The organism is Pseudomonas fluorescens, from assembly GCF_900215245.1.
GTDB lineage: Bacteria > Pseudomonadota > Gammaproteobacteria > Pseudomonadales > Pseudomonadaceae > Aquipseudomonas > Aquipseudomonas fluorescens.
This window is the reverse complement of record NZ_LT907842.1, coordinates 4,093,571-4,118,189: the sequence shown is the minus strand read 5'-3', so window position 1 is coordinate 4,118,189 and position 24,619 is coordinate 4,093,571. Positions and strand designations below refer to the sequence as shown.

General features: G+C 58.8%; 28 protein-coding genes. 13 read left to right on the top strand and 15 right to left on the bottom strand.

Features of this window, described 5'->3' with window-relative positions; all coding sequences use genetic code 11:
* Nucleotide 1 precedes the first annotated feature (1 nt).
* Nucleotides 2–394, bottom strand: a complete 393-nt coding sequence (locus CPH89_RS19290; RefSeq protein ID WP_053255074.1) for a RidA family protein — start codon at nucleotides 392–394, stop codon at nucleotides 2–4.
* A 155-nt stretch (nucleotides 395–549) separates the two neighbouring features.
* Between CPH89_RS19290 and CPH89_RS19285 the strand changes: the two genes are divergently transcribed.
* The 3 genes from CPH89_RS19285 (at nucleotide 550) to CPH89_RS19275 (ending at nucleotide 1,645) form a co-directional block, all read left to right on the top strand.
* Nucleotides 550–807 (top strand): AbrB/MazE/SpoVT family DNA-binding domain-containing protein, encoded by a 258-nt coding sequence (locus tag CPH89_RS19285; protein WP_017137462.1) that lies wholly within the window; start codon nucleotides 550–552, stop codon nucleotides 805–807.
* The gene (locus CPH89_RS19280) at nucleotides 804–1,199 is read left to right on the top strand and encodes a type II toxin-antitoxin system VapC family toxin (RefSeq protein WP_053255073.1); all 396 of its coding nucleotides are present in this window, start codon (nucleotides 804–806) and stop codon (nucleotides 1,197–1,199) included. Before CPH89_RS19285 ends, CPH89_RS19280 begins: the two co-directional genes overlap by 4 nt.
* Nucleotides 1,200–1,300: 101 nt before the next feature.
* Nucleotides 1,301–1,645 carry a hypothetical protein gene (locus CPH89_RS19275; protein WP_053255355.1) on the top strand — a complete coding sequence of 115 codons (345 nt, stop codon included), beginning with the start codon at nucleotides 1,301–1,303 and terminating at the stop codon, nucleotides 1,643–1,645.
* A gap of 7 nt (nucleotides 1,646–1,652) precedes the next feature.
* Here the strand turns inward: CPH89_RS19275 and CPH89_RS19270 are convergent, their stop codons facing one another.
* Nucleotides 1,653–1,982: a YXWGXW repeat-containing protein gene (locus CPH89_RS19270; protein ID WP_053255072.1), complete on the bottom strand. Its 330-nt coding sequence runs from the start codon at nucleotides 1,980–1,982 to the stop codon at nucleotides 1,653–1,655.
* 239 nt (nucleotides 1,983–2,221) lie between these two features.
* Nucleotides 2,222–3,118 carry a LysR family transcriptional regulator gene (locus CPH89_RS19265; RefSeq protein WP_053255071.1) on the bottom strand — a complete coding sequence of 299 codons (897 nt, stop codon included), beginning with the start codon at nucleotides 3,116–3,118 and terminating at the stop codon, nucleotides 2,222–2,224.
* Nucleotides 3,119–3,217: 99 nt separating this feature from the next.
* Here CPH89_RS19265 and CPH89_RS19260 point away from each other — a divergent pair, with 99 nt between their 5' ends.
* Entirely contained in the window at nucleotides 3,218–3,883 is a 666-nt protein-coding gene (locus CPH89_RS19260) for an NADPH-dependent F420 reductase (RefSeq protein WP_053255070.1), read from the top strand.
* 67 nt (nucleotides 3,884–3,950) lie between these two features.
* On the opposite strand, the gene mqo is transcribed toward CPH89_RS19260, so the two are convergent.
* Complete coding sequence (gene mqo, locus CPH89_RS19255) at nucleotides 3,951–5,606, bottom strand: malate dehydrogenase (quinone) (protein WP_053255069.1); 1,656 nt, start codon at nucleotides 5,604–5,606, stop codon at nucleotides 3,951–3,953.
* A 492-nt stretch (nucleotides 5,607–6,098) separates the two neighbouring features.
* Here mqo and CPH89_RS19250 point away from each other — a divergent pair, with 492 nt between their 5' ends.
* On the top strand, nucleotides 6,099–7,286 hold the full coding sequence (locus CPH89_RS19250; RefSeq protein ID WP_053255068.1) for an MFS transporter: 1,188 nt from the start codon (nucleotides 6,099–6,101) through the stop codon (nucleotides 7,284–7,286).
* A 100-nt stretch (nucleotides 7,287–7,386) separates the two neighbouring features.
* On the opposite strand, the gene CPH89_RS30625 is transcribed toward CPH89_RS19250, so the two are convergent.
* Together CPH89_RS30625 and CPH89_RS19240 are read right to left on the bottom strand one after the other, a co-directional pair.
* The gene (locus CPH89_RS30625; RefSeq protein ID WP_073637002.1) at nucleotides 7,387–7,608 is read right to left on the bottom strand and encodes a hypothetical protein; all 222 of its coding nucleotides are present in this window, start codon (nucleotides 7,606–7,608) and stop codon (nucleotides 7,387–7,389) included.
* Nucleotides 7,609–7,754: 146 nt separating this feature from the next.
* Complete coding sequence (locus tag CPH89_RS19240; RefSeq protein WP_053255067.1) at nucleotides 7,755–8,120, bottom strand: DUF6124 family protein; 366 nt, start codon at nucleotides 8,118–8,120, stop codon at nucleotides 7,755–7,757.
* A gap of 436 nt (nucleotides 8,121–8,556) precedes the next feature.
* On the opposite strand from CPH89_RS19240, the gene CPH89_RS19235 reads away from it, so the two are divergent.
* Nucleotides 8,557–8,970, top strand: coding sequence for a hypothetical protein (locus tag CPH89_RS19235; protein ID WP_073637006.1), 414 nt, complete (start codon nucleotides 8,557–8,559; stop codon nucleotides 8,968–8,970).
* A gap of 705 nt (nucleotides 8,971–9,675) precedes the next feature.
* Here the strand turns inward: CPH89_RS19235 and CPH89_RS19230 are convergent.
* Nucleotides 9,676–9,951, bottom strand: coding sequence for a hypothetical protein (locus CPH89_RS19230; protein WP_053255066.1), 276 nt, complete (start codon nucleotides 9,949–9,951; stop codon nucleotides 9,676–9,678).
* Between the two features lies 1 nt (nucleotide 9,952).
* Entirely contained in the window at nucleotides 9,953–11,497 is a 1,545-nt protein-coding gene (locus tag CPH89_RS19225) for an S-type pyocin domain-containing protein (RefSeq protein WP_081006341.1), read from the bottom strand.
* 657 nt (nucleotides 11,498–12,154) lie between these two features.
* Here CPH89_RS19225 and dusA point away from each other — a divergent pair.
* Together dusA and tal are read left to right on the top strand one after the other, a co-directional pair.
* Nucleotides 12,155–13,141, top strand: coding sequence for a tRNA dihydrouridine(20/20a) synthase DusA (dusA, locus tag CPH89_RS19220; protein ID WP_053255064.1), 987 nt, complete (start codon nucleotides 12,155–12,157; stop codon nucleotides 13,139–13,141).
* A 338-nt stretch (nucleotides 13,142–13,479) separates the two neighbouring features.
* Nucleotides 13,480–14,406 carry a transaldolase gene (gene tal, locus CPH89_RS19215; RefSeq protein WP_053255063.1) on the top strand — a complete coding sequence of 309 codons (927 nt, stop codon included), beginning with the start codon at nucleotides 13,480–13,482 and terminating at the stop codon, nucleotides 14,404–14,406.
* A gap of 200 nt (nucleotides 14,407–14,606) precedes the next feature.
* Here the strand turns inward: tal and rssC are convergent, their stop codons facing one another.
* Both rssC and rssB read right to left on the bottom strand, forming a co-directional pair.
* A complete protein-coding gene (gene rssC / locus CPH89_RS19210; RefSeq protein ID WP_010566476.1) occupies nucleotides 14,607–15,089 on the bottom strand; it encodes an anti-sigma factor antagonist RssC in 483 nt (160 codons plus the stop codon).
* Nucleotides 15,089–16,270: a two-component system response regulator RssB gene (gene rssB / locus CPH89_RS19205; RefSeq protein ID WP_017737359.1), complete on the bottom strand. Its 1,182-nt coding sequence runs from the start codon at nucleotides 16,268–16,270 to the stop codon at nucleotides 15,089–15,091. The genes rssC and rssB overlap by 1 nt, the downstream gene beginning before the upstream one ends.
* Before the next feature lie 276 nt (nucleotides 16,271–16,546).
* Here rssB and CPH89_RS19195 point away from each other — a divergent pair, with 276 nt between their 5' ends.
* Nucleotides 16,547–16,843: a PilZ domain-containing protein gene (locus CPH89_RS19195; RefSeq protein WP_053255062.1), complete on the top strand. Its 297-nt coding sequence runs from the start codon at nucleotides 16,547–16,549 to the stop codon at nucleotides 16,841–16,843.
* 61 nt (nucleotides 16,844–16,904) lie between these two features.
* On the opposite strand, the gene CPH89_RS19190 is transcribed toward CPH89_RS19195, so the two are convergent.
* Entirely contained in the window at nucleotides 16,905–17,594 is a 690-nt protein-coding gene (locus CPH89_RS19190) for an MlaA family lipoprotein (protein WP_053255061.1), read from the bottom strand.
* 196 nt (nucleotides 17,595–17,790) lie between these two features.
* Here CPH89_RS19190 and CPH89_RS19185 point away from each other — a divergent pair, with 196 nt between their 5' ends.
* Complete coding sequence (locus CPH89_RS19185; protein ID WP_053255060.1) at nucleotides 17,791–18,399, top strand: HAD superfamily inactivated hydrolase PcrP; 609 nt, start codon at nucleotides 17,791–17,793, stop codon at nucleotides 18,397–18,399.
* A 110-nt stretch (nucleotides 18,400–18,509) separates the two neighbouring features.
* Nucleotides 18,510–18,776, top strand: coding sequence for a DUF4404 family protein (locus tag CPH89_RS19180; RefSeq protein WP_053255059.1), 267 nt, complete (start codon nucleotides 18,510–18,512; stop codon nucleotides 18,774–18,776).
* Between the two features lie 136 nt (nucleotides 18,777–18,912).
* Here CPH89_RS19180 and queF read toward each other — a convergent pair whose 3' ends face one another.
* Together queF and copI are read right to left on the bottom strand one after the other, a co-directional pair.
* Nucleotides 18,913–19,743: an NADPH-dependent 7-cyano-7-deazaguanine reductase QueF gene (gene queF / locus CPH89_RS19175; protein ID WP_053255058.1), complete on the bottom strand. Its 831-nt coding sequence runs from the start codon at nucleotides 19,741–19,743 to the stop codon at nucleotides 18,913–18,915.
* A gap of 66 nt (nucleotides 19,744–19,809) precedes the next feature.
* On the bottom strand, nucleotides 19,810–20,331 hold the full coding sequence (copI, locus tag CPH89_RS19170) for a copper-resistant cuproprotein CopI (protein WP_053255057.1): 522 nt from the start codon (nucleotides 20,329–20,331) through the stop codon (nucleotides 19,810–19,812).
* A 156-nt stretch (nucleotides 20,332–20,487) separates the two neighbouring features.
* Here copI and CPH89_RS19165 point away from each other — a divergent pair, with 156 nt between their 5' ends.
* Nucleotides 20,488–21,168, top strand: coding sequence for a heavy metal response regulator transcription factor (locus CPH89_RS19165; RefSeq protein WP_053255056.1), 681 nt, complete (start codon nucleotides 20,488–20,490; stop codon nucleotides 21,166–21,168).
* Complete coding sequence (locus CPH89_RS19160) at nucleotides 21,165–22,520, top strand: heavy metal sensor histidine kinase (protein WP_053255354.1); 1,356 nt, start codon at nucleotides 21,165–21,167, stop codon at nucleotides 22,518–22,520. The genes CPH89_RS19165 and CPH89_RS19160 overlap by 4 nt, the downstream gene beginning before the upstream one ends.
* A 106-nt stretch (nucleotides 22,521–22,626) precedes the next feature.
* On the opposite strand, the gene CPH89_RS19155 is transcribed toward CPH89_RS19160, so the two are convergent.
* Nucleotides 22,627–23,871, bottom strand: a complete 1,245-nt coding sequence (locus CPH89_RS19155) for a lipoprotein-releasing ABC transporter permease subunit (RefSeq protein WP_053255055.1) — start codon at nucleotides 23,869–23,871, stop codon at nucleotides 22,627–22,629.
* Nucleotides 23,872–23,930: 59 nt separating this feature from the next.
* Nucleotides 23,931–24,614: a lipoprotein-releasing ABC transporter ATP-binding protein LolD gene (lolD, locus tag CPH89_RS19150; protein ID WP_167422751.1), complete on the bottom strand. Its 684-nt coding sequence runs from the start codon at nucleotides 24,612–24,614 to the stop codon at nucleotides 23,931–23,933.
* Between the last annotated feature and the right edge of the window lie 5 nt (nucleotides 24,615–24,619).

Genomic DNA, 24,619 nt, shown 5'->3' with positions numbered 1-24,619 from the left:
TCTAGCGCTGCACCGCCACACATTTGATTTCCACCAGCAGCCCGGGGTGCGCCAGTTCGGACACCCCGATTGTGGTCCAGGCGCACTGCCCGCGTGGAAACAGGCGGTTTTTCACTTCACGAAAAACCGCCATGTGCTGGCGCATGTTCACGTGATACGTGGTCATGTCCACCACGTCATCGAAGCTGCAACCGCCCTCCTCCAATACGTCCCTCAGGTTTTCCCAGGCCGCGATGAATTGCGCCTCGGGATCGTCGATCACGGCCAGTTGCGGCGTACGGCCAACCTGGCCTGCGCAGTAAAGAGTATTGCCAACTTTTACCGCAGGCACGTAGCCGGCGCGCTCGACTATGGGTTGCATGGCGGCAGGAATGATCAGGTGGCGGTCGGTCATAGCTTGTATCTCTTGAGGCCGGAGGAAAGCGTGTGAGAGCGCACAGTTCGAACTAGGGTTTTACCTGTTCCCACTCACTCACACCAGCCGAGCAACCTATGGACCAACGGATCTTGTCCTTCATCAATCCTTACCTTAACGTAAGGAATATCACGATGGAGATTTTCACTATGGCCACCGCCACACTCACCTCGAAAGGGCAAATCACTATCCCCGTGCAAGTGCGCACCGCGCTTGGCCTGGAAACAGGCGACCGGGTTGAATTTGTCGAAACGGAAGACGGCAAGTTTTCCATCATCGCCGCGAGCAAAACCGTGCAGGACCTCAAGGGGCTGATCCGCAAGCCCGCACAGGCTGTGTCGATCGAAGACATGAACCGCGCCATCGCCGCGCAAGGAGCCAACGCCGGATGATCGGGCTCGATACCAATGTGCTGGTGCGCTACGTCACCCAGGATGACCCCGTGCAATCGCCCAAGGCCTCGGCGTTGATCGAGTCGCTCACCAGCGTGTCGCCGGGCTTTGTCAGCCTGGTGTCGGTGGTGGAATTGGTCTGGGTGCTGCAAAGCTGCTATCAATCGGCCAAAAGCGACGTGGTGACCGTGCTGGAAACGCTGCTGCGCACCCGTGAACTGACCGTCGAGCACGCCGAGATCATCTGGCAGGCACTGCGACGATTCACAGGCGGCAAAGCCGACTTCGCCGACTACCTGATCGAACGCTGCGCCCATGCAGCCGGCTGTGAATACACCGCCACCTTTGACCTCAACGCAGCCAAGGCCACGGGGATGAAACGCCTGGCCTGAGCCGCAGCGTTGCGACGAACGCCGGGCTTTGGTAAAAAACGCCACCGCCCTTGATCAAGAGAACTCCCCACGTGCGTACGTTGATTCTTGTTGCCATGGCCATGGCGCCCACCCTCGCCCTGGCCGACACCATTACCTGGCCTGAGCTGCCGACAACCTGCTTCGTCAGCGGCCGCTCCGCGACCAGCGTGGATATCGATAGCGGCTGTGCGGCGTTTACGCTGAATGTGCGAGGCAAGCCGGCGGGCTCACCGATCAAGGTGGATGTCCCGCAGTACGCCCTGCATGTGGATGAAGCCACCGGTAAGGAAACACCGGTGATCATCATTCAGGCCGAAGAAAACGGCGAAACCCAGATAGTCGGCTATCAGGAACTGGGCAGCGACCAACTCGGTGCCGCGTTGCTGCGAGAGGTCAAGCTGTTAGGCACCCAAAAGCCGATCTGATTGAGGTTCAGCGAACCCAGCCACCGCCCTGCCAGTGGTAACCGTCATTGCGCTGCACCCAGTGCGGATGCACATAGCGATAACCTTCGCGCACCGGCTCCCAATGGCCGTGCACCGCGACATAGCGGCCGCCTTGCCAACGCCAGTAACCGCGTGACCACACATAGCCATAGCGTGCAGCCGGCTCGACTTCGATCACCTGGACCGGCGGCGGTTGTGGCGCAACCACTTCAACGTACTCACGCTGTACCGGCCCGCGCTCATGTACCACGCGCTCTTGCACACACCCGGACGCCGCGACGACGACCGCCGCCAATGCCGCATAACGTAGCAACATACAAAATCCTCGGGCGCTAACGCCCAGCACTTACATCAGAAAAAATGCCCCCTTGTTGCAGCTTCGCTCCTGCTTGGCTCTGGGTTCTTTTTAACAAATGATGTCTGTCGGATTGCTGAACCCATGGGCCTCAAGGCGTGCATACGACAGTCGGTTGTTCCAGGCATACGAGCATCCGCCGGGCGCTCACCACATGGACACGGGATGGGCGGGTTAAACCCGGTGTCCACCGCTAGCCCTCACGCCGGGCCGAAGCGTGCCAGCACCGCCTCGACAAATCGCCGCAACTTGGCCGTGCGCTGCCGGTTGGCGGTGTAAACCAGATGCATGGGGCGGCTGGGCGCTTCAAAGGCCGGCAGCACGCGTACCAGTTCGCCTTTGGCCAATGCGGTGCGCAGGAAGTCTTCGGCGCCGAGAACGATGCCGAACCCATCCAGTGCCGCCGACATCAACGCCCTGCTTTCATTGATGTGCAGACGGCTGGCCACCCGCACCGTGTAGGGCGTCGCGTTTTGGTGAAAGACCCACTCGCGGTCCGCCGGGCGTGACCAGAAGGCGTAGCCCAGGCATTCATGTTGCTCAAGGTCCGCCGGCCGCTGCGGTATACCCCGCGCCGCGAGGTACGCCGGCGCCGCGCAGACCACCAGCCGATAAGGCGCCAGCGGCCGGGCCGTCAAGCCCGTGGTGCCCAGCGGGCCGATCCGGAAGGCCGCCTCATAGCCTTCCTCCACCAGGTCAACGAAACGATCCGTCAGGTGCAGGTCGATTTCCACGTCCGGGTTGTCGCGCAAAAAGGCGGTAATCAGCGGCATCAGGCTGTAGGAGCCGAAGGTGACCGGGGCGGTAATTTTCAGCTTGCCGCGCGGTGTGTCATTCATGATCTGGGCGAGTGAATCGGCAGCCTGCGCCTCCGTCAGGATATGTTTGCAACGCTCGTAGTACGCGTGCCCCAGCTCGGTCAGGCTTTGCCGTCGCGTGGTGCGGTTGAGCAAACGGGCGCCGAGGCGCTGCTCCAGCGCGGCAACATGTTTGGCCACCATCTGCGCCGACAGGCCCAAGCGCTCGGCGGCACGCGCGTAAGAGCCCAACTCGGCGGCCACCACAAAGGCATTCATGCTTGAAAGGCGGTCCATCATTCCCAACTCCCAGTAACAACACCCAAGCCAAAACGCGTATTTATCGCCAGTTAGTCGCGAATCATCATAGCCGCTCTACGATTGATCAGGAGCAAGGCCATGAAGATCGGTGTGATTGGAGCAGGTTTTATCGGACGTGCCGTGGCACAGCTCGCGCTGGCTGCCGGGCATGACGTGATGTTGAGCAACTCCCGCGGCCCGCACACCATGAGCAGCGTGCTCAGCGGCATACTCGGCGTCCAGGTGGGCAGCGCTGAAGATGCCGCAAAGTTTGGCGACGTGGTGTTGGTGGCGATTCCCCTGGAACACTACCGCAGCGTGCCCGCACAGTGGCTGGAAGGCAAAACGGTGCTGGACGCGAACAATTACTACCCGAACCGCGATGGGCATATCCCGGTGCTGGACCGCTTTGAAACCACCACCAGCCGGCTGCTTGCCGAGCACTTACCGCACTCACACGTCGTGAAGGTGTTCAATGCGATCTTTGCCCCAGACCTGACGCAAGACGCCCGCCCCCACGGCGCGCCCGACCGCCGTGCACTGCCGGTGGCTGCCGATGACGCCACGGCCAAGGCGCAGGTAATCCGCCTGCTCGACGAACTCGGTTTCGACGCGGTGGACGCCGGCGGGCTGGATGAAAGCTGGCGTTTTGAACGGGCGAAACCCGCCTATTGCGTGCCGCTGGACCAAGCGGGTTTAAAGGCGGCGCTGGCAGCGGCCGAACGCACGGTTGAACTGCCTGCGGTCGAGCGCGTTCGCGCCTGAACACTGGCCCACAAAAAAGCCCGCTGACCGTTACCGGTTCAGCGGGCTTTTTAACATCGGGCTTGGCTTACAGCGCCAGGTCAGACGCCGGCTTGCTCGGCTCAGCCGCAGGCTTGGCAGCCTCGGTGGCCTGAGTTGCCTTGGGTGCGTTCAACTGCGGAATCGCAGGCGGTGGGGTCAGTTGCAGGACGCCGGCCGTGTAGGCCCATTCCTTGGCAACAGCCTCAGGGCTGTCGTTCAGCTTGGTGCCGTAGCTCGGTACGATCTGGTGCAGTTTGGCCTGCCACTCAGGGGTCGCGACCTTGTCCTTGAACACTTTTTGCAGCACGGTCAGCATGATCGGAGCCGCGGTGGACGCGCCTGGCGATGCACCCAACAGGCCGGCGATGGTGTTGTCGGCGGAGCTGACCACTTCGGTGCCGAGTTTCAGGACGCCGCCCTGCTCTTCGTCACGCTTGATGATCTGCACGCGCTGACCGGCTTGCCACAGGCGCCAGTCGGACTGCTTGGCGTTCGGGAAGTACTCTTGCAACGCCTTGAAGCGGTCGTCATCGGACAGCATCAGTTGGCCGGCGAGGTACTCAACCAGTGGGTATTCACGAATACCGACTTTGGTCATTGGCCAGATGTTGTGGGTGGTGGTGCTGGTCAGCAGGTCCAGGTACGAGCCTTCCTTCAGGAACTTGGTCGAGAAGGTCGCGAATGGGCCAAACAGAATCACGCGCTTGCCATCCAGCACGCGGGTGTCCAGGTGCGGCACCGACATCGGTGGCGCGCCAACCGAAGCCTTACCGTAGGCCTTGGCCATGTGCTGCTCGGCGATGGCCGGGTTATCGGTCACCAGGAACGAACCGCCCACCGGGAAGCCTGCGTATTCCTTGGCTTCAGGAATGCCCGACTTTTGCAGCAGGTGCAATGCACCGCCGCCGGCGCCGATGAACACGAACTTGGCGTCGGTTTCAGTCTTGGTGCCGTCTTTCAGATTTTTGTAGCTCACACGCCACGAACCGTCGGCGTTCTTGGTGATGTCCTGCACTTCGCTCGACAGTTTCAGGTCGAACTTCGGCGTGGTTTGCAGGTGAGCGACGAACTGGCGGGTGATCTCGCCGAAGTTCACGTCGGTGCCGATCGGGGTCCAGGTGGCCGCGATTTTCTGGTTCGGGTCACGCCCTTCCATCATCAGCGGAACCCACTTGGCGATCTGCGCCGGGTCTTCGGAGTACTGCATACCGGCGAACAGCGGGCTCGCTTGCAGGGCTTCGTAGCGTTTTTTCAGGAACTTGATGTTGTCATCGCCCCACACAAAGCTCATGTGCGGTGTGGAGTTGATGAACGAACGCGGGTTCTTCAGCACGCCCTGCTGGACCTGCCAGGACCAGAACTGACGGGAAATCTGGAACGCTTCGTTGATCTCGACCGCTTTCGGGATCTCAACGGTGCCGTCCTTGTTTTCCGGGGTGTAGTTCAGCTCAGCCAGGGCTGAGTGACCGGTACCGGCGTTGTTCCAGCCGTTGGAGCTTTCTTCAGCCACGCCATCGAGGCGCTCGACCATCTCCATCGACCAGTCCGGCTGCAGCTCATTGAGCCAAACACCCAGGGTCGCACTCATGATGCCGCCGCCGATCAGCAGCACATCGACTTTCTTTGCCTCTTCCGCGTGAACGGACGTGATCCCCATCGACAAAGCCAGCCCCAGCAGGGCAGTGTTTACTTTTTTAAACATCAGTAGCACCTATGATAAAACGCCATCCGCCCCACTGCCCCTGAGCATGGGCAACCCTCTATCGCGCTGCGTCAGGCAACGCACCGCGGGGTTTGCACATTCACGTAAGGGCCGCAGGGTGGGCACACAAGGCCGACGTATCGACCTCACTTTTATGTCCCTTCTGCGCTGACTTCTTATCATTATTGGCTTCAGCTACCTGGGCGACAGCCAACCGCCGGGACGTATACGGGTGTACGCACCGGGGAAAGACTAGACCAAGACGGCGCGCAGAATATCACGCTAAACAGCGTTTATGCGTCGTTTGGCCAATTGACAGCGCTAAAACCGGACTTTTCCCCGCCCCTGTCAAGCCGAGCGAGCGCGACGTGGCGTCACAGGGTCGCAATTGGCGCGGAACTCTCGCGGTCATGGCTGTTCTAGACACCTTCGCCGCTGCTTGCGTAGCATCGGCGGCGGTCCTTCGTGCACTTCACCCACACAGAGTTACCCATGACTATCCAGCAAACACCCGGGCATGTACTGCCCGCGCGCAGCGCCGCCAAAATGGAAGCGGCCATGGCCGTGGGCGCCTTCGCGATCGGCACCGGCGAATTCGCCATCATGGGCCTGATGCCCGACATCGCCCAGAATTTGAACTTGAGTGAACCGCAAGTCGGCCACGCCATCAGCGCCTACGCCCTCGGCGTGATGGTCGGCGCGCCACTGCTGGCGATCCTCGGCGCCAAACTGCTGCGCAAACACATGCTGTTATTGCTGATGGGACTCTACGCCCTGGGCAACCTCGCCACCGCCTTCACCCCGACCTTCGGCTCGCTGGTGGCCTTCCGCTTTATCAGCGGCCTGCCCCACGGCGCCTACTTCGGCATCGCCGCCGTCGTCGCCTCCAGCATGGTGCCCAACGACAAACGCGCCGGCGCCGTGGCCCGCGTGATGATGGGCCTCACCCTGGCCATGCTGCTCGGCAACCCCATCGCGACCTTCCTGGGCCAACACCTCGGCTGGCGCTCGGCGTTCGCCCTGGTCAGCGCCATCGCCCTGTGCACCATCGCCCTGGTCTGGCAATTCGTCCCCGACCGCCGCGACGAACCGCGCAGCGACCCACGCAAAGAACTGCGCGCCTTCACCAAACCCCAAGTGTGGATGGCCCTGTCGATCGGCGCGATTGGCTTTGCCGGCATGTTCTGCGTGTTCAGCTACCTCGCCCCGACCATGCTCGAAGTGACCAAAGTCTCGCCCCAATGGATCCCCTTCGGCCTCGCCGCCTTTGGCTTGGGCGGCATCATCGGCAACATTGCTGGCGGCAAGCTGTTTGACCGCCTGCAATTTCGTGCCGTGGGCTTGATCTTGGTGTGGTCGATCGCCGTGCTGCTGTTCTTCCCCTTCGCGGCATCGTCGCTGTGGGGCGTGCTGCTGAGCATGGGCCTGGTCGGCACCATGGTGGCGTTGGCCGCACCGCTGCAAATCCGCCTGATGGACATCGCCCACGAAGCCCCAAGTTTGGCGGCAGCCTCCAACCACGCCGCGTTCAACCTGGCAAACGCGCTGGGCCCGTGGTTTGGCGGCATGGCAATTACCGCGGGATACGGCTGGACCAGCACCGGCTACATCGGCGCCGCCACCGCACTGGCCGGCCTGGGCCTCTACCTCATCGCCCGCCGCATGAAAGGCGGCCACTGACACCACCTTTTTAAAGCCCACCCAAGATCCAATGTGGGAGCGGGCTTGCTCGCGAAAGCGGTGGGTCAGTCACCAAGTCAATGACTGCCCCACCACCCCATCAATCATCATGCAACAACCCCGACCCATACTCTCCATAACTACTCCCCAACCCACTCCCACCAAAACTCATCTTGGCCGCCTTGCTCGGGCTATGGTCCCCAAACGCCTGGCATCCGCCAGTAAAACAAGGGTCACCACTCCCACCCGACGACCCCGTCGAACAAGCGCCCAACAACAACGTGCCAGCAATCAACGCGGCTTTAACCAGGTTCGAGATCATGTTTTCAGTTCCCTGTGGGCTGGAGGCGCGAGGGTCCTCTCTTGAAGAGGATCGTAGAGCTCAAAGGCACTGGGGATTATGAAATTTTGCGCGGTGACAGCACGGGTTCAGGTTGCCGCCTTGGGGTAAGGCGGCGGGGTTGGGGGTCAGGCGGTGGCTGGGCTGGCGGCAGGCGCGACTTGCTCTTGGGCGCGGGCGACGAGTAGCGCGCTTAGGTCGATGAGTTGTTGAATGCCGAGGATGATGGCGCGGTGCGGGTCTTCGAGGTCGAAGGCCAGGGTGGCGGTTATTTGGTTGGCGGAATCGAGGTGCTCGGCGGCGTTGGCTAGGAGGGTTTCGGTGTCGATGTTGGGGCTGACTAGGAAGATATTGCTGGTTGGATGCTCGACGTGGGCAACGTCATCAGATGGCGGCAGGTAATGGTGAATTGCTCGCTGGGCAGCCGTTTGTAGCTTGGCATCGACGGGCGCAGTGTTTTGATCGACATAAGGATTGCGTGATTTGTTAGGCATCGGCGAAGCTCCAAATATTTTCGGGAGTTAAAACGCCTTAGCAATACGGACTTCCACCTCCGGCCGCTGGGTTTGCAGCGGCGGGATGAGGTTAGTGATGAATGGTCTGATGGGCAAGCTGAGAAAAGCGTGGGACGATTCCTAGGGTTTATTGTGATCTGACCCCGACATAAATGACCCCGGTATACATTTTATAAAAATAATTTTTATGGCGGAAACTTCGTCCGAGGTGATCAGTCTGTATAAATAGTGGCATGTTGCCAGCCCCATTGATTCGCTCAGGCACGCAAAGCAACTCCGCCCCTCAGACTTAATCAAGGAGCTCGAGACAAACATTCATAAATATCCTTATTTACCATTCAAAAAAGCGTTCGCGCGTGGCCGCGACACCTAATATCTTTTCCTATGATATCGAGTTATCTCGAACGGAGCTTTAATGAACCTCAAGATTGCTCTGCTGGGTTCGATTATTCTATTTTCGCCCCTGCATCAAGCCTATGCTGACACGTGCAGTAAAAATATCTATAACGGCTACAACTGCAGATATGACGATGGAACAACGTCTACCAGCAGCGCTAATATTTATGGTGGCGAGAATATCCGCTACAGCGATGGCCGCACATCGCAAAGCAGCGCCAATATTTACGGTGGGCAAGATACTCACAACAGCGATGGCACTACCTCGCAAAGCAGTAGGAACATTTACGACGGGCAGGATACCCACAACAGCGATGGCACTTCGGCGCGAAGCAGCGGAAACATTTATGGCGGACACGATACTCGCTACAGCGACGGTCGCTCTTCGAGAAGCAGAGCCAATATCTATGGCGGGCAAGATACTGATGATTAGAATAGATCATTACTGTACTAGCTTGGACATTCACCTCGAAAATTAATAGAACTCTCCCGGAGGGCCGCTTTGTTGCCCTCTAGTATGTCGCAGCTAGCATTATTGCGACAACACTGTATTTACTGTCTGCATATCGGTGCAAGTCTGCGTCATGCAAATCGGTGTTGTAAATCGTGCAAATCGGTGTCAGACCACGATATTCGGCGCAGCAATTGCCCTGAACTCATCGGCATATGCAAGGGCACAGAACACGCCTCCCCGGCACCCAAGACCTATCCCTGATAAACTGCACCCCATTCACCCCCCTGACTCAGACCCCAATATCCCTAAATACCGCTCCCCTCTCCCGCCACTTCTCCGTCGCCCCGATGATGGATTGGAACTGCTAATTCTACAGACATTGTAATACGTACCCTGTAGCGCACGATAAAAAACCCCGTACCACTTTCGTACCACTCCCCTCCTGAAATAGCCCTCGCCTGGCCGACAATACCACATCCGTAAGGCACGGTGCTTATCGCCAATGCCTGTCGCTCCAATCCCAACATCCCCTTCAAACGTCAACATCTGACGCTGTGTGGGTATCCATGACCCATTTGGGTATACCTAAAAGCACAAGCATCAAGAGTATCCAGAATACGGAGAGGAATAACTTTTCAAAGTCCAAGCAAAAAAAACCCAGCTTGAGCTGGGTTTTTTACAGACCTAAATATCACTCAACGTATACTTATTCTCAACCATGAATGCTGGCGCATTCCAGTTTGGGCCTTTTCTTATTCCTCCATCAACATGTTCAACCACCCCTTCGAGCTCCATATTTTCAATAAGCTTCAAAAGCTCTAAGTTATTTGAAATATTGGCCCACCCATTCCTGCTGTAGAGTCGATCCAGCATTGGATACGAAATTGGTTTGTTTCTTACAATAAAAAGAACTACATCCCTTGGTGCTTCAGCGACTACCACGTCATTAATGTTACTCATTTTACTCTCCATATACTTGTTTAATTTCTGCAGCAATGGCTTCAGGCGTATAGAATAAATCGTCAGCATCCCTCAGCTTATAGTCTTCTAAGGTTGCAGCATGAGCATTATTCCAAACATTTCCTTCTACCCCATCAGCTACCCCGAGCGCCCTGTAACGTTCTAACTCTCGCATTTCATGGGTGTAAAATCGTTTATCAACATCCGTAACAGGGATCTGACCACTTAGTATCTTTTCTAGCCGTTCAATCATAATCTTATTAGCATCAGAAGGTACGAATCGTGACGTATGCAATTTAACCAGATCAATACCTTCCTGAGTCACCGTTGCCGTTGCCCAATCAAGATCTTGGGTTGGACCTCCGGCTTTATCAGGATTGTACATCCGTCCGCTGTGTACACCTTTAGTGGTAGCACCTTCGTACGGACTACTAAATACCGCATAAATCGGCGGCAAACCCGAATCCGCGGGGTAAACGTAAATAGCGTCTCGGATGCTCAATTGGCTGGCAATCGGAAACGGCTCAGCTTTGACGTCAATTGGGGTCAGAGTGATGCCTGTGTATACCGGAGTCTCCACGGGCTGTGCCGGAGTTGCCGTTGAGCTATTTCCTGGTACTGCAATAGGGAATGCCAGGGTAATCGGTGGTGTATCGGTTGTAGTAAACGTATAGGCGTTGGCCACAGGATCAAGCACCAATGCCCTTACCGGAACAGTGGGGGCTAGTCCACCAGTGACCTGGGTGGCCACTACCGAATACTTCGATTGATCACCATAAAGCCGATATAGCACATCAACCGTCCCACCAGCCGCCGCTACCTCGAGAAGATTATCAGGCAGGCTAGGCGCCAGTTCCTTAGCGGGCAGATCCAGCATTGTCGCGGGCAGCTCCCCGTTGCCAAGGGACTCTGAATACGTCAAAGCTCCAATACCGACTGCCGTGGCCGCACTCACAACTGTACTCAGCGCTACCTTAGCCGCTTGAATCGCCGCCTCCAACGTAACGCCTGAACCTGCCGTGACGGCAATAGAGCCTGCAGCCGTACTCAGTTGCATAGCACCGGCTGCGGGAAGCCTGAACGTGTGAGCTGCTTTAAGTGCTGCGGCTTCAGCAGCTACCCTAGCAGCCTCAGCTGCTGCCGCCTCATCGGCAATACGTTTGGCCTCAGCGTCTGCACGTGCTTGGTTAGCCTGTGCTTGAAGATTCTGCTTCAGGACATTTAAATAATCGATCTCCCGAATGATATATTTTGCAGCATACGCAGCCTCAAGTGAAGTGTACCATTCTTTATAATTTTTATCTGGAGGGTAGTTTGTCTTGCTCCCGCTGATTGCATCTTTAATAAATTGCATAGTCGGGAAACGAAAGAAGTCTCCATAGTAGTACTTATCAGCAATCGCCTTTTGAGCAGCAGCAGCCTGTGATTTTTGAGTGATTAGCGTATCTACCGAACGAATATGCTGTTCGATTTTCTCGACTTCGCTCGCGGGACTGCCTTCATTTTGTTCTATTGCAGTAATGCTTTTTGCAATAGATTCGGGCATCGACTGAAGATTCGTTGCAAAGCTCGCCTCTTGATCCTTAACATTTTGGGAAATAATGGGGGGGTATGTGCTAAGTATATAAGTACGCGTTGCAACGTTAATTAGCTGTCCAGTGTGACTATGTGAGAAATCACTGTCACCACCTCCGCCTCCGAATGTCTGTGGTTCATATTTATTAATAGCGTTGATTTCAATTTCTGGAAGATAAAGCGTGTCGCCAATCATAGGCATAGTGAATTTCCTTTTCGCTATATTCAGTAGGATAGCTCTCATATTTCAGTAAAGTGAACGGCTGATTACCCCATCACCTTACTACCCTCTGACAAACGGCTTCGGCTCTGAAGCTCTCTGTTTCTGAGAAGCTCAACGAACAAAAATCCCCGTCTGCTGCACTCTTCATCATGCCGCACACATACTGTATGCATACACAGCAAACACCGCAACAAAAAAATGCATTTATGCATATCTAGACTGGCAAACGGGGGATATCGGGGTCAGACCACGATATCTAACGTACTGGCCTCCCTCCGATCCCGACACATTCCACACGAAGCAATGTGCAACGCGAGGTGGTGAGAAGCGCACAAGCCCCTCCCACACCCTAGACACATCCCTGATAAACTGCGCCCCATTCGCCTCGCTAACTCAGATTCCCCCATGCCCCTACAATCCGCCCCACTCTCCCGCCGCTTCTCCGTCGCCCCGATGATGGATTGGACCGACCGTCACTGCCGGTTCTTCCTGCGCCTGCTCTCCAAGCACGCCCTGCTCTACACCGAGATGGTCACCACGGGCGCGATCCTGCATGGCGACCACGAGCGCTTCCTGCGTCACAACGAAGCCGAGCACCCACTCGCGCTGCAGTTGGGCGGCAGTGTTCCTGCCGACCTGGCCGCTTGTGCGCGTATGGCTGAGGCGGCCGGTTACGATGAAGTGAACTTGAACGTCGGCTGCCCGAGTGATCGGGTGCAGAACAATATGATCGGCGCGATCCTGATGGCGCACCCTGCACTGGTGGCGGAGTGTGTGAAGGCGATGCGGGATGCGGTGTCGATTCCGGTGACGGTGAAGCATCGTATCGGGATCAATGGGCGGGACAGTTATGCCGAGTTGTGTGATTTCGTTGGGACGGTGAGGGATGCCGGGTGTACCAGTTTTACGGTGCATGCGCGGATTGCGATTCTTGAGGGGTTGTCGCCGAAGGAGAATCGGGATATTCCGCCGTTGCGCTATGACGTGGCGGCGCAGTTGAAGCAGGATTTCCCGGCGTTGGAGATTGTGTTGAATGGTGGGATCAAGACGCTGGAGCAGTGCCAGGCGCATTTGCAGGTGTTTGATGGGGTGATGTTGGGGCGCGAGGCTTATCACAATCCGTATTTGCTGGCGGAGGTGGATCAGCAGTTGTTTGGCAGTGCCGCGCCGGTGGTGAGTCGGGCTGAGGCGTTGGCGCAGTTGCGGCCTTATATTGCGGAGCATTTGGCCAGTGGTGGGGCGATGCATCACATTACTCGGCATGTGTTGGGGCTGGGGACCGGGTTTCCGGGGGCTCGTCGGTTCAGGCAGTTGTTGTCGGTGGATATTCATAAGGCGAGTGATCCGTTGGCGTTGCTGGATCAGGCGGGGGAGTTGTTGGAGGGGCGGTGATTTGGCGGGTTGGGTGTCAGTGGGTGGGTTTGGTGGCTGATAGGCTGCTTTCGCGAGCAAGCCCGCTCCCACAGTTGGATTGATGTTTGTCTGGAAGCTGGTGGTGTGTTTGCCGCCGCCATCGTAGGCAAGCCAGCTCCCACCGTTTGATCTGAGTGGTCGCGGGGCAGTTGGGTTGAACCTGTCGGCGGTTTTGGTCTCCTAGTTAGCAGTATGGCCGGCGATTCAAACGGCTGTTTTCAGGTTGTTGCCCTCGCAAACGATCGAACGCATTTGCGCCCTTGAGCGCCTGCCGGCGCTCGGGTAATGTCATCAGACCCACAGGACAGAGCACGCCCATGACTTCCAAGCTGGAACAACTCAAGCAATTCACCACCGTTGTAGCCGATACCGGCGATTTTTCTACCCTCGCCAAGCTCAAGCCGCAAGACGCCACTACCAACCCTTCCCTGCTACTCAAGGCCGCTTCGATCCCAGGCTATGCCAAGCTGCTGGATGAGTGCGTTAAGGACTGTAACGGCGACGTGGGCCTGGCCAGCGACCGTTTTGCGGTGGCGGTAGGTCAAGAAATTCTGAAAGTCGTACCGGGCCGTATTTCCACTGAGGTGGATGCCCGCCTGTCGTTCGATGAAGCGGCCATTCTCAAGCGTGCGCACCGTCTGATCGACCTGTACGACAAAGCCGGCGTTGGCCGTGACCGTGTGCTGATCAAGATCGCCTCCACCTGGGAAGGCATCCGCGCGGCGGAGAAGCTGGAAAAAGAAGGCATTCAAACCAACCTGACGCTGCTGTTCTCGTTTGCCCAGGCCGTGGCCTGTGCCGAGGCTGGGGTGTTCCTGATTTCGCCGTTCGTGGGCCGTATCTACGACTGGTACAAGAAGGCCAACGGCAACGACTACACCGGTTCCGATGACCCGGGCGTGCAGTCGGTGACGCGCATCTACAACTACTACAAGGCCAATGGCTACAAGACTGTGGTGATGGGCGCGAGCTTCCGTAACCTCAGCCAGATTGAAGAGCTGGCCGGCTGTGACCGCTTGACCATCAGCCCGGACCTGCTGGAGAAGCTGGCGGCGGATGAAGGCAAGCTGGAGCGCAAGTTGTCGCCAGGCCATGCCGGTGAAGCGCGGGTGCATTTGACTGAAGCGCAGTTCCGTTGGGAGTCCAACGAGGATGCGATGGCGACTGAGAAGCTGGCAGAGGGGATTCGTCAGTTTGCTCGGGACCAGGAGAAGCTTGAAGCGTTGTTGACTGCCAAGTTGTAAGGCAGACGGCGACAAAAAGGGCGGCACCCTCGCGGGTGCCGCCCTTTTTTGTGTCTTTCGCCGAGCGCAAGCCGAGCTCAGTTCCACTGTGGGAGGGGGCTTGCTCCCGATAGCAGCGTGTCAGGCAATGCATTCATCACTGGCACACCGTCATCGGGAGCAAGCCCCCTCCCACATTTGGATTGGGTTTCAACTGGGGATCAGTGGCGTTCCAGGGCGTTGACGAGGTCGTGGAAGGCTTCGCGGTTGGACTCGTTCAGGCCCATCAGGATCTTGTGCGCTTCCAGCACCTTGATCCGTACCACTTCTTCAGACTGGTCTTGCGACGGCAGGTCGGTCAGGCATTCCGGGCAGGGGATCGGGCGGTCAACGATGTTGAACACCTGGTCAAACCCCATGGACTGCAGCAGACGGGTGATGTCTTCGTGGGTGGTGACCACCGTCGGCAACAGGCCGACCTTCTGCCGCGACAGAATGGACAATTTGGCCAGCAAGCCAAGGGTGGTGCTGTCGATGCTGCGGGTTTCGGTCAGATCGATCACGATCGCCGAGAAATTCAGGGCTGTGAAAATCCGCTCAATCGTTGCATCCAGCGCCGAACACAAGGTCAGGCGCACTTCACCGACAAACTTCAGGACGAAGGTCCCGTCTTGCTCGGCGAATTGGATTCTTCCGGTACTCATCAAAGATTCCTGCTCAACACCAATAGGGCGATATCATCCGGCATCTCCCCTAGCGTGGCCAATCCAAAAACCTGCCGCAGGCCATCCAGGCTGCCGCCCGCCGACTTGACCTTTTGGGGCAAGGCGGCTTCTTTCTCCTTGAGTGTAGGCTCTGGAAGCAAGTCGAGGATACCGTCGGACATCAGCGTAAGGCTGAAGGTCGGCGGCAGTTCCAGGATGTGGTCTTCGTAGGTGGCTTCATTGAACAAGCCCACCGGCAGACCACGGCCTTCCAGGTAACGCACACTGTCAGGAGTGTATAAAACCGGCATCGGCAGGTGACCGCCGATGCTGTAGGTCAAAAGACCGGTTTCTTCATCAATCACGCCGCCGACCATCGTCACGTGCTTGCCCAGCTTACAGCTGATCAGGCCTCGGTTGATGTGGCCCAGCACCTCGGAGGGAGTGAACTCCGGCAAGGTGCCATTGCGCTTGGATTCGAACAACAGCCGTGTGGTCATGAACTTCAACAACACGGTGACAAAAGCAGAAGAAGCGCCATGGCCGGAGACGTCGGCCAGGTAGAACGCCACACGCCGCTCATCGACGCGGAAATAATCGACGAAATCACCCGACAGGTACAACGACGGGATGATCTGGTGCGCAAACTGGAACTCGTCGATGGTCCAGGGGCTGACCGGCAGCATGTTCATCTGCACCTGGCGACCGGCGTTCTGGTCTTCCTGGAGCAGGTTGAGGCTGGCTTCGAGCTCGCGGTTGGCGGTTTCTAGCTTTTCGCGGTAGCGCTGGTTTTCCAGCAGCAGGCGGGCACGGTCCAGCGCACGGCGCACCGAGTGCTCCAGCACAGCCAGGTCTTCCAGGGGCTTGATCAGGTAGTCGGCGGCGCCCAGGCGCAGGGCCTCGACAGCGTCGTTCATCACGCCGGCACCGGACACAACAATCACCGGCGTCTGCGGGGCAAGCTCAGTCACCTGGCGGATCAGCTCGAGGCCGCCCATCTGGGGCATGCGCAGGTCGCAGATCACAAGGTCGGGCTTGTCGCGCTCGAATACCTGGAGACCCTGTTGGCCATTGCTGGCCTGCAGGACGCTGAAGCCACTGTCTTCCAAGTAGGCCGCGAGGCTCGCGCGCACTACTTCGTCGTCATCGATTATCAGCAGCGTGGCACTGGTTTTTTGCATGTGGGCAAACGGCGCCAGAATTAGGTTGGCGTAGGTGGCTCGACAATGGCCGGGCTCACGTACTGGATTCGCTTTCTAGCCACTCTGTCCTACAAAGCATCGGGATTTTGCCCATGCACAAAGGTAAAGCAGAGGTGCCCTTCTAAGGCGCAGACGGTACTCCCATCCGTCAGGGGTTTCAAGCTCATGCCGATGGTCGCCGGGCGTCTTTACACCGCAAATCACTGGGAGTTATAAGAACACCCACGACCACAACACAAAGTAAGGATGGAACCCGTGAGCGAACACGAGCGCGACTACGCCGAAAAACGCGATTTCATCCGCATGCGAGTGGATGCCGATGTGTCGTTAATCCACGCCGGGCAGGAGATTGCCGGGGTCTGTGTGGACCTTTCCAGCTCTGGCATGCAGGTGCAGGCCCCCCGCCAGTTCGAGGTGGGCGACCAACTGACCGTGCGCATTGACTCGGAGCACGCCGCCCTCGCGGGCCTGGAGGCGGACACCGAGGTGGTGTGGGCCAAGAATGATGGCGAGCGCCAGCACCTGGGCCTCAGGATCTTGAAAATGCGCTGAAATCGCGCACAAAAAAGGCGACCACGCGGGTCGCCTTTTTTTCATTTCAAAACGTCACGGCTTAAAAGTCGTCGACGACCTTGCCGTCCTTGACCTTGAACTCACGGTTCTGCAGGTAAGCGTTACGGATGAAGGTGTATTTGTCGCCAGTAATCAGCTTCTCGCTGTCGAGCAGGCTGGCACGGGTGTCGACGATGTTCAGGCCGAAGGTGCTGTTGCGCCAGCCGATATCGTTCATGTAACGGTACGGTTGGGTGTAGCTGTCGACGTATTTGGACGGCGCATCACGCAGGGTGCTTGGGCCGAGCAGTGGCAGCATCACGTAAGGACCGCTGCCGACGCCCCAGTAGCCCAGGGTCTGGCCGAAGTCTTCGTCGTTGCGTTGCAGGCCCATTTTGGTGCCCACATCAATGAAGCCCAGTACACCAAACGTGGTGTTCATCAGCAAACGCGCGGTGTCGACACCGGCCGCGTGTGGCTTGAGCTGCAACACGTCGTTGGCAAAGTTGCCGACATCGCCGATGTTGCGGAAGAAGTTATGGATGCCCGTCTGCACGAATTGCGGCGTGACAAACTGGTAGCCCTGCGCCAATGGCTTGAGCGCGTAGGTATCAACGGTGTCGTTGAAGGTGAAGATCGGGCGGTTGACGCTTTCCCATGGATCGTCTTGCGACGCGGCCTGTGCGGCGAACGGGGCCAGAAGAACAGTGGCACACACAGATAGCTGAGCGAAGTAGTGGCTCCAGCGCATAGCTTTTGCTCCTTGAATGGTCTGTCATGGGCGCTATGCCCTGAATAAGATCGTCAGTATATGACGGAAGTGTCGATTTAGGCAGTAACGCGGAACCGACATACGAAAAATGCACAAAATTCCTACAAGTGCGCCCGAGTGTCATCCGCTTGTCATGTCGCCTCGATAGCGTCACAGCTATTTCAGGGATGTCGAAATGCCTCACGCCGAAATTGCCGTCGCCAGAGCCCCCTCCTTGACCGCCGTGCTGTTTGGCCTGAGTGGCTGCCTGGTGGATTTCGGTTCCCAGGCACGCACCGACTCGCCCTGCCCCGACTCCCAAGCCACGCCCGGCGCGCTGAAGATCCTGCGCAGTCTCAAGGACCAAGGGGTGCCTTGCGCCTGGCTGGATGAACTGCCCGCCTCGGTGACCACACCGCTGTCGGCCGCATTGCCCGACTGGGTGAAGGCAACACCGCCCTCCTCCATCCGCTGGCCGGCGCCGCATGCCTGCTGGCAAGCCCTGATGGCCTTGAATATCGAACGCCTGGAAGGCTGCGTGCTGGTCAGCGGCGAGCCACGCTTGCTGCAAGCGGGCCTGAATGCCGGGTTGTGGACCATCGGCCTGGCGTCCTGCGGCTCACTGTGCGGCTTGGCGCCCGAGCAATGGCAGGCGTTGACCGAGCAGCAGCGCGAACATAAACGCGGCAAAGCCACGGTGGCGCTGTATGGGTTGGGCGTGCACTCGGTGATCGACCACCTTGGCGAACTGGGCACCTGCCTGGCGGATATCAGCCTGCGCCAGCTTAAAGGCGAGAAGCCCTGATAGAGATCATGCACTCAAGGCGCCGGTGGATTAATCTACAGGTCAGCCCGTAGACCTTTCCCGGCGTGCCGCGGTCTATGCCAGTGCCTATCGATAAAAGGAAGAACGTCATGCCTGACCGCATAAAGCTTGAAGAACAGGTCAACATCCTGCGCGGGCAGTTGGAACAGCAACCGCCGCTGTCTGAAGAAAAACGTGAAGCGCTGGAAGCCTTGATTGCCAAATTCGAATTACAACTCGAACTTGAACCGGCCACCCAAACACCCAGTATTTCCGATGATGTGAATCAAGCGGCGATAGAGTTCGATGCTGAACACCCGGTCATTTCCGGGACATTGCGCAATATCATGATCACCTTGGGTAACATCGGGATCTAATACGATCCCACGCCCCACACAGAACCCACTGTGGGAGCTGGCTTGCCTGCGATGACGGTGTATCAGTCACCCGATGTATGACTGATGGGCCGCTATCGCAGGCAAGCCAGCTCCCACATTTAGTTTTGGGTGATGCTTATTGGCGAGCCAGGCGCACGTTCTGGAACTGCACATCTTCCGTGCTGCGATACGGGTTGATATCCAACCCACCGCGGCGCACATAGCGTGCATACACCGTCAACTTCTCGGGCTTGAGCAACCGCTGCAAGTCCAAAAAGATGCGCTCCACGCACTGCTCATGAAAGTCCGAGTGCTGGCGAAAGCTCACGATATATTCCAGCAAACTGGCGTGATCCAACGCGTGGCCACGGTATTCCACCACTACGCTGCCCCAATCCGGCTGGCTGGTGACCGGGCAGTTGGATTTGAGCAGGTGGCTGTGCACGCTCTCCTCAACGATGCGCGAGTCGTCGCACCGCAGCAGTTCCGGGCGCGGGTGCTCGTAGTTGCTGACGCTGATGTCCAAATCGTCAATGCACACGCCCGGCAACGCCATCACGCCTTCGGCCTCAACCTCGGCCAGGCTGCGGATGCGCACACTCACAGGCTTGCCGGCAGCGGCGCTGAGGTCGGTGCGCAAGGTGGCTTCCAGGCTTTTCGTGTCGGCAAACGCGGTCTGGTTCAGCGAGTTGAGGTACAACTTGAAAGATTTGGACTCGATGATGTTCGGCGACTCGGCCGGAATGCTGAATTCACCGATGGCCACCACCGGCTTGCCCGACGGCAGCAACCAGGACAATTCGAAGCAGTTCCAGAAATCCACGCCTTTGTACGGCAGGGTTTCGGCGCTCAGGCCCAGCTCGGCCCATTTGGCGGCGCGAGGGATCGGGAACAGCAACGACGGGGTGTAGGTGGAGATGTATTCACTGGACTTGCCCAGCGGCGAATGTTCGGCTGCGGGATGCATGGCGGAAACCTGGCTAAATAAACCGCGCCAGTCTACCAGCCTTTGCTCCCGCCCTTAAGAATCGCCTCACTCAACGGTCAGCTTGCCGACCATGCCCGCCTGATAATGCCCCGGAATGTTGCAGGCAAACTCAAGACCGGTGGCCTTGGTGAAGGTCCAGGTCAGCTCGGCGGACTTGCCCGGCTCGACCAGCACGCTGTTGGGGTCGTCATGCTTCATGCCGCCCATATCGCCATGCCCCATGGCGGCGTGGTCCATCTTGCCCATGCCGGTGGCCGTGAGCATGCCGCTGGCTTGCATCTTGAGCATTTCTTTCTGGTGTTCGGCGTGCATCGCCGCATCACCCAGATTGAATTCGTGCAGTAACTGGCCTTTGTTGACCAGCACAAAGCGCACGGTCTCACCGGCTTTTACATCCAGAGCCTTGGGCGAAAAGGAAATGTCCTGCAGGGTGACTTCCACGGTGCGCGTGGCTTTATCGGCCGGTGCCGGGTGGCCAAACGCGTAGGTGTGGGCCTCATCGGCCATTGCATTAACGCTTAACGCCAACAAACAGCCCGCCAATAACAGTGGTGTACGCAATGCCATGACGCTTCTCCAAAAAAGTGTGTCCAGCTTGCTCAGCACTTTAAGATGGCCCCGCTGCCAGCCAGCTGACTGCTAGATTACAACTTTGTCAGGTTGCGCCCCTGCCCTGGCGCCCACGGTATAAAGCCCATCGTGACCCGCTGCCAAGAGCTGCCCATGAAACTGCTGATCGTTGAAGACCAACCGAAAACCGGCCACTACCTGCGCCAGGGCCTGACCGAGGCGGGCTTTACCACCGAATTGGTCGCCGACGGCACCAGCGGGCAACACCTGGCGCTGACCGGTGATTACGACCTGTTGATCCTTGATGTGATGCTGCCGGGCCGTGACGGCTGGCAAATCCTGCAGGCCGTGCGCAGTGCCGGCCTGGACCTCCCGGTGCTGTTCCTCACCGCCCGCGATGCGGTGGAAGACCGCGTGCACGGCCTGGAACTGGGCGCCGACGATTACCTGGTCAAACCCTTCGCCTTTTCCGAACTGCTGGCCCGGGTGCGCAGCCTGTTGCGCCGTGGCAGCAGCACACCGCAGGACACCGCGCTGCAACTGGCTGACCTGCGCCTGGACCTGATCCGCCGCCGCGTCGAACGGGACGGCCAGCGCATCGACCTCACCGCCAAGGAATTCTCGCTGCTGGAGCTGTTGCTGCGCCGCCAGGGCGAAGTGCTGCCCAAGTCGCTGATCGCCTCTCAAGTGTGGGACATGAATTTCGACAGCGACACCAACATCATCGAAGTGGCGATCCGCCGATTGCGCCTGAAAGTCGATGACCACTTCCCCAACAAGCTGATCCACACCGTGCGCGGCATGGGCTATGTGTTGGAGGAACGGTGCAATTGATCAAGCGCCTGTCCCTGGCCAGCCGCCTGGCGCTGCTGTTTGCGGCGTGCACGGCGGTGGTCTCGTTGATCGCCGGCGTGCTCTTCAACCAGGCCAGTGAGGCCCACTTTGTCGAACTCGACCAACAGTTGCTCGACGGCAAACTGGTGGCGCTGCGCAGCACGTTGCAGGGTGTGGATACGCCACAGTTGTTCGCCCAGCGCGAAGCGCAATTGCGCACTGAACTCAACCGGCAACCCGACCTGGCGTTGCGCATTACGGCCGCCGGCCAGCGCTGGTATGACGGCGCACCGGGCGTCGCACTGCCCGCAGCGCCAGGCCTGCACAGCCTGCAAAACGCCGGCACCGACTACCGCGTGTACAACGTGCCGTTGCTGCCAAACCAGCCGGGCTCGCCGCAACTGAGCCTGATGCTCGACATCACCCATCACCAGCACTTCCTGCAACGCATGCAGCATCTGATCTGGCTGACCGTCGGCCTCTCGGCGCTGGCCACCGCGCTGCTCGGCGCCTGGGCGGCACGCAGTGGCTTGCGGCCGTTGCGGCGCATGAGTGAAGTGGCCGCCGGGGTGTCGGCGCATTCCTTGACCCAACGCCTGCCCCAGCAGCAAATGCCCGTGGAACTCGCCGAACTGGCCCAGGCCTTCAACGCGATGCTGGGCCGCCTCGACGATTCGTTCCAGCGCCTCTCGGCCTTCTCCGCCGACATCGCCCACGAACTGCGCACGCCCCTGTCGAACCTGCTGACCCACACCCAGGTCATCCTCACTCAGCCGCGCCCGCTGGAAGATTACCGCGAAGCGCTGCACAGCAACCTGGAAGAACTGCAATGGATGGCGCAGTTGGTAAATGACATGTTGTACCTGGCCAAGGCCGATCACGGGCTGCTCATGCCCAAGCACGAAGCCTTGGTGCTGGAAGCTGAAGTGGAGGCGCTGCTGGAGTTCTTCGCCTTGTTGGCCGAGGACGCCCACGTGAGCCTGGTGCGCGAGGGCGCCGCGCACACGGCGGCTGATCGCGGCATGTTGCGCCGGGCGTTGTCGAATTTGCTCGATAACGCGCTCAGGTTTACCCCGGCCGGTGGCGAGGTGCGGGTGCGGATGGTTGAACGCAAACAGGGCGTGACGCTGACGGTGGAGAATACCGGCGAAGGCATTCCAGCGGCGTTGTTACCGAGGTTGTTTGATCGGTTCTACCGTGCGGACCCGGCGCGCCGTGAAGGCAGCAGCGAGCATGCGGGGCTGGGGCTGGCGATTACCCAGTCGATTGTGCGGGCGCATGGCGGGAGGATTTACTGTGAGTCTGGGGCGGGGTGGACCAGGTTTGTGATTGAGTTGCCAACAGCAGATTGATGCAAGCTGTACCGGCCCTATCGCGGGCAAGCCCGGCTCCCACATTTTGATGTGTGAATACATTCAAATGTGGGAGCTGGCTTGCCTGCGATAGCGGTCTCAGACTTTACGAATACCTGAGCGCATGCGCCGGCTCAATCTTCGCCGCCCGATACGCCGGGTACAGCGTCGCCAAGAAGCTCAACACAAACCCCGCCGAGCAAATCAGCAGCACATCGCCGCCCTGCAGTTCCGAAGGCAGGTTGCTGACGAAGTACACGTCCGAACTGAAGATATGCTGGCCGCTCACGCGCTCCAGCCAACCCACCAACTCACTCACGTTCAACGCCGCAATCACCCCCAGCACGCCGCCGATCAGGGTGCCGACGATGCCTATCACCGTGCCCTGCACCATGAAGATCGCCATGATCTGCCGTGGCGTGGCGCCGATGGTGCGCAGAATCGCGATGTCGGCGCCCTTGTCGTTCACCACCATGATCAGCGTGGCAATGATGTTGAACGCGGCGACGGCGACGATCATCAGCAACAGCAGGCCGATCATGGTCTTTTCCATCTTCATCGCACTGAACAGGCTGCCCTGGGTGTGGGTCCAGTCATCCGGCTTGTAGGCCGCGCCCAAGCTGGCAGCGATGTCCGCCGAAACCTTGGGCGCTGCGTACAGGTCCTTCACCGCCAGGCGCACGCTTTGCACCTGGTTCGGCTGCCAGTGCTGGATCTCGGCGGCGTCGGCCATGTTGATCAAGGCCATGGAGCCATCCAGCTCGGCGCCGACCTTGAAGATACCGACCACGTTCAAACGTTGCATACGCGGGGTGATACCACCCGGTGCCGTGCTGATTTCCGGGACGATCAGGGTGAGCTTGTCGCCCACGTTCAGGCGGAAGCGCCGTGCGGTGATGTCGCCGATGACCACGCCGAACTCGCCGGCTTTCAGGTCTTCCAGCTTGCCGCGCACAATATGCTGGGCCACGATCGAGACCTTGCCTTCCTGGGCTGGGTCGACGCCGCTGATCTCGATCGGCTGCATCGCGCCTTTGTAGGAGAACATGCCGTCCATCTGCGTGAAAGGCACCGCTGCGGTGACTTCCGGGTTCTTCATCGCCGCAGCGGCCACCGGCTGCCAATCATCAATCGGGTTCACACCGACGATGGTGGCGTGCGGCACCATGCCGAGAATGCGTGTGCTCATTTCGCGCTGGAAGCCGTTCATTACCGACAACACCACGATCATCGCGAGCACGCCCAGGGCGAGGCCGATCATCGAGGTCATCGAGATAAACGAAACAAAACGGTTGCGGCGCTTGGCGCGGGTATAGCGCGTGCCGATGAAAATCGATAACGGTCTGAACATTCGCGGGCACCGTTGAAAAAATGAAAAAGCCCAGCGCCAGGCGCCGGGCTTGAAACGGGTCAGATGGCGACCAGATGACCTTCCTGCAGGTGCAACACGCGGTCCATCTGGCGGGCCATGCTCATGTCATGGGTCACCACCAGGAACGCGGTGCGCATCTGGGTGCTCAGTTCCAGCATCAAATCCTTGATGCCCTGAGCGGTGTGGGAGTCGAGGTTGCCGGTCGGCTCGTCAAGCATCACCAGGCCTGGTTTGTTCACCAGTGCGCGGGCAATCGCCACGCGCTGGCGCTCACCGCCGGACAGCTCGGCCGGCTTGTGCTCCAGGCGATGGCCGAGGCCGACGCGCTCCAGCAACGCCTTGGCGCGCTGGCGGGCTTCCGGGATCGCGGTCTTGCCGATCAGCAGCGGCATGCACACGTTTTCCAGGGCAGTGAATTCCGGCAGCAAATGGTGGAACTGGTAGACAAAACCCAACGAACGGTTGCGCAGTTGACCGCGCGCCTTCTCACCGAGAGCCGACAATTCTTCGCCGGCCAGCCATACGCTGCCCTGGGACGGCGTATCCAGGCCGCCCAACAGGTTGAGCAAGGTACTTTTGCCCGAACCGGAACTGCCGACGATCGCCACGCGCTCGCCCGGGTGCAGTTCCAGCTGCAGGTTGGACAACACCACCACCGATTCCGGACCTTCCTCGTAGGATTTGCCCAGGTTGCGGCAGCTCAAAATCGCTTTTTCACTCATGCCCG

Excerpts from the sequence above, each read along its gene's own strand:
- CPH89_RS19290 (WP_053255074.1), bottom strand. The coding sequence starts at position 394 with ATGACCGACCGCCACCTGATCATTCCTGCCGCCATGCAACCCATAGTC.
- CPH89_RS19285 (WP_017137462.1), top strand. The coding sequence starts at position 550 with ATGGAGATTTTCACTATGGCCACCGCCACACTCACCTCGAAAGGGCAA.
- CPH89_RS19280 (WP_053255073.1), top strand. The coding sequence starts at position 804 with ATGATCGGGCTCGATACCAATGTGCTGGTGCGCTACGTCACCCAGGAT.
- CPH89_RS19275 (WP_053255355.1), top strand. The coding sequence starts at position 1,301 with ATGGCGCCCACCCTCGCCCTGGCCGACACCATTACCTGGCCTGAGCTG.
- CPH89_RS19270 (WP_053255072.1), bottom strand. The coding sequence starts at position 1,982 with ATGTTGCTACGTTATGCGGCATTGGCGGCGGTCGTCGTCGCGGCGTCC.
- CPH89_RS19265 (WP_053255071.1), bottom strand. The coding sequence starts at position 3,118 with ATGATGGACCGCCTTTCAAGCATGAATGCCTTTGTGGTGGCCGCCGAG.
- CPH89_RS19260 (WP_053255070.1), top strand. The coding sequence starts at position 3,218 with ATGAAGATCGGTGTGATTGGAGCAGGTTTTATCGGACGTGCCGTGGCA.
- mqo (WP_053255069.1), bottom strand. The coding sequence starts at position 5,606 with ATGTTTAAAAAAGTAAACACTGCCCTGCTGGGGCTGGCTTTGTCGATG.
- CPH89_RS19250 (WP_053255068.1), top strand. The coding sequence starts at position 6,099 with ATGACTATCCAGCAAACACCCGGGCATGTACTGCCCGCGCGCAGCGCC.
- CPH89_RS30625 (WP_073637002.1), bottom strand. The coding sequence starts at position 7,608 with ATGATCTCGAACCTGGTTAAAGCCGCGTTGATTGCTGGCACGTTGTTG.
- CPH89_RS19240 (WP_053255067.1), bottom strand. The coding sequence starts at position 8,120 with ATGCCTAACAAATCACGCAATCCTTATGTCGATCAAAACACTGCGCCC.
- CPH89_RS19235 (WP_073637006.1), top strand. The coding sequence starts at position 8,557 with ATGAACCTCAAGATTGCTCTGCTGGGTTCGATTATTCTATTTTCGCCC.
- CPH89_RS19230 (WP_053255066.1), bottom strand. The coding sequence starts at position 9,951 with ATGAGTAACATTAATGACGTGGTAGTCGCTGAAGCACCAAGGGATGTA.
- CPH89_RS19225 (WP_081006341.1), bottom strand. The coding sequence starts at position 11,497 with ATGCCCGAATCTATTGCAAAAAGCATTACTGCAATAGAACAAAATGAA.
- dusA (WP_053255064.1), top strand. The coding sequence starts at position 12,155 with ATGCCCCTACAATCCGCCCCACTCTCCCGCCGCTTCTCCGTCGCCCCG.
- tal (WP_053255063.1), top strand. The coding sequence starts at position 13,480 with ATGACTTCCAAGCTGGAACAACTCAAGCAATTCACCACCGTTGTAGCC.
- rssC (WP_010566476.1), bottom strand. The coding sequence starts at position 15,089 with ATGAGTACCGGAAGAATCCAATTCGCCGAGCAAGACGGGACCTTCGTC.
- rssB (WP_017737359.1), bottom strand. The coding sequence starts at position 16,270 with ATGCAAAAAACCAGTGCCACGCTGCTGATAATCGATGACGACGAAGTA.
- CPH89_RS19190 (WP_053255061.1), bottom strand. The coding sequence starts at position 17,594 with ATGCGCTGGAGCCACTACTTCGCTCAGCTATCTGTGTGTGCCACTGTT.
- CPH89_RS19185 (WP_053255060.1), top strand. The coding sequence starts at position 17,791 with ATGCCTCACGCCGAAATTGCCGTCGCCAGAGCCCCCTCCTTGACCGCC.
- CPH89_RS19180 (WP_053255059.1), top strand. The coding sequence starts at position 18,510 with ATGCCTGACCGCATAAAGCTTGAAGAACAGGTCAACATCCTGCGCGGG.
- queF (WP_053255058.1), bottom strand. The coding sequence starts at position 19,743 with ATGCATCCCGCAGCCGAACATTCGCCGCTGGGCAAGTCCAGTGAATAC.
- copI (WP_053255057.1), bottom strand. The coding sequence starts at position 20,331 with ATGGCATTGCGTACACCACTGTTATTGGCGGGCTGTTTGTTGGCGTTA.
- CPH89_RS19165 (WP_053255056.1), top strand. The coding sequence starts at position 20,488 with ATGAAACTGCTGATCGTTGAAGACCAACCGAAAACCGGCCACTACCTG.
- CPH89_RS19155 (WP_053255055.1), bottom strand. The coding sequence starts at position 23,871 with ATGTTCAGACCGTTATCGATTTTCATCGGCACGCGCTATACCCGCGCC.
- lolD (WP_167422751.1), bottom strand. The coding sequence starts at position 24,614 with ATGAGTGAAAAAGCGATTTTGAGCTGCCGCAACCTGGGCAAATCCTAC.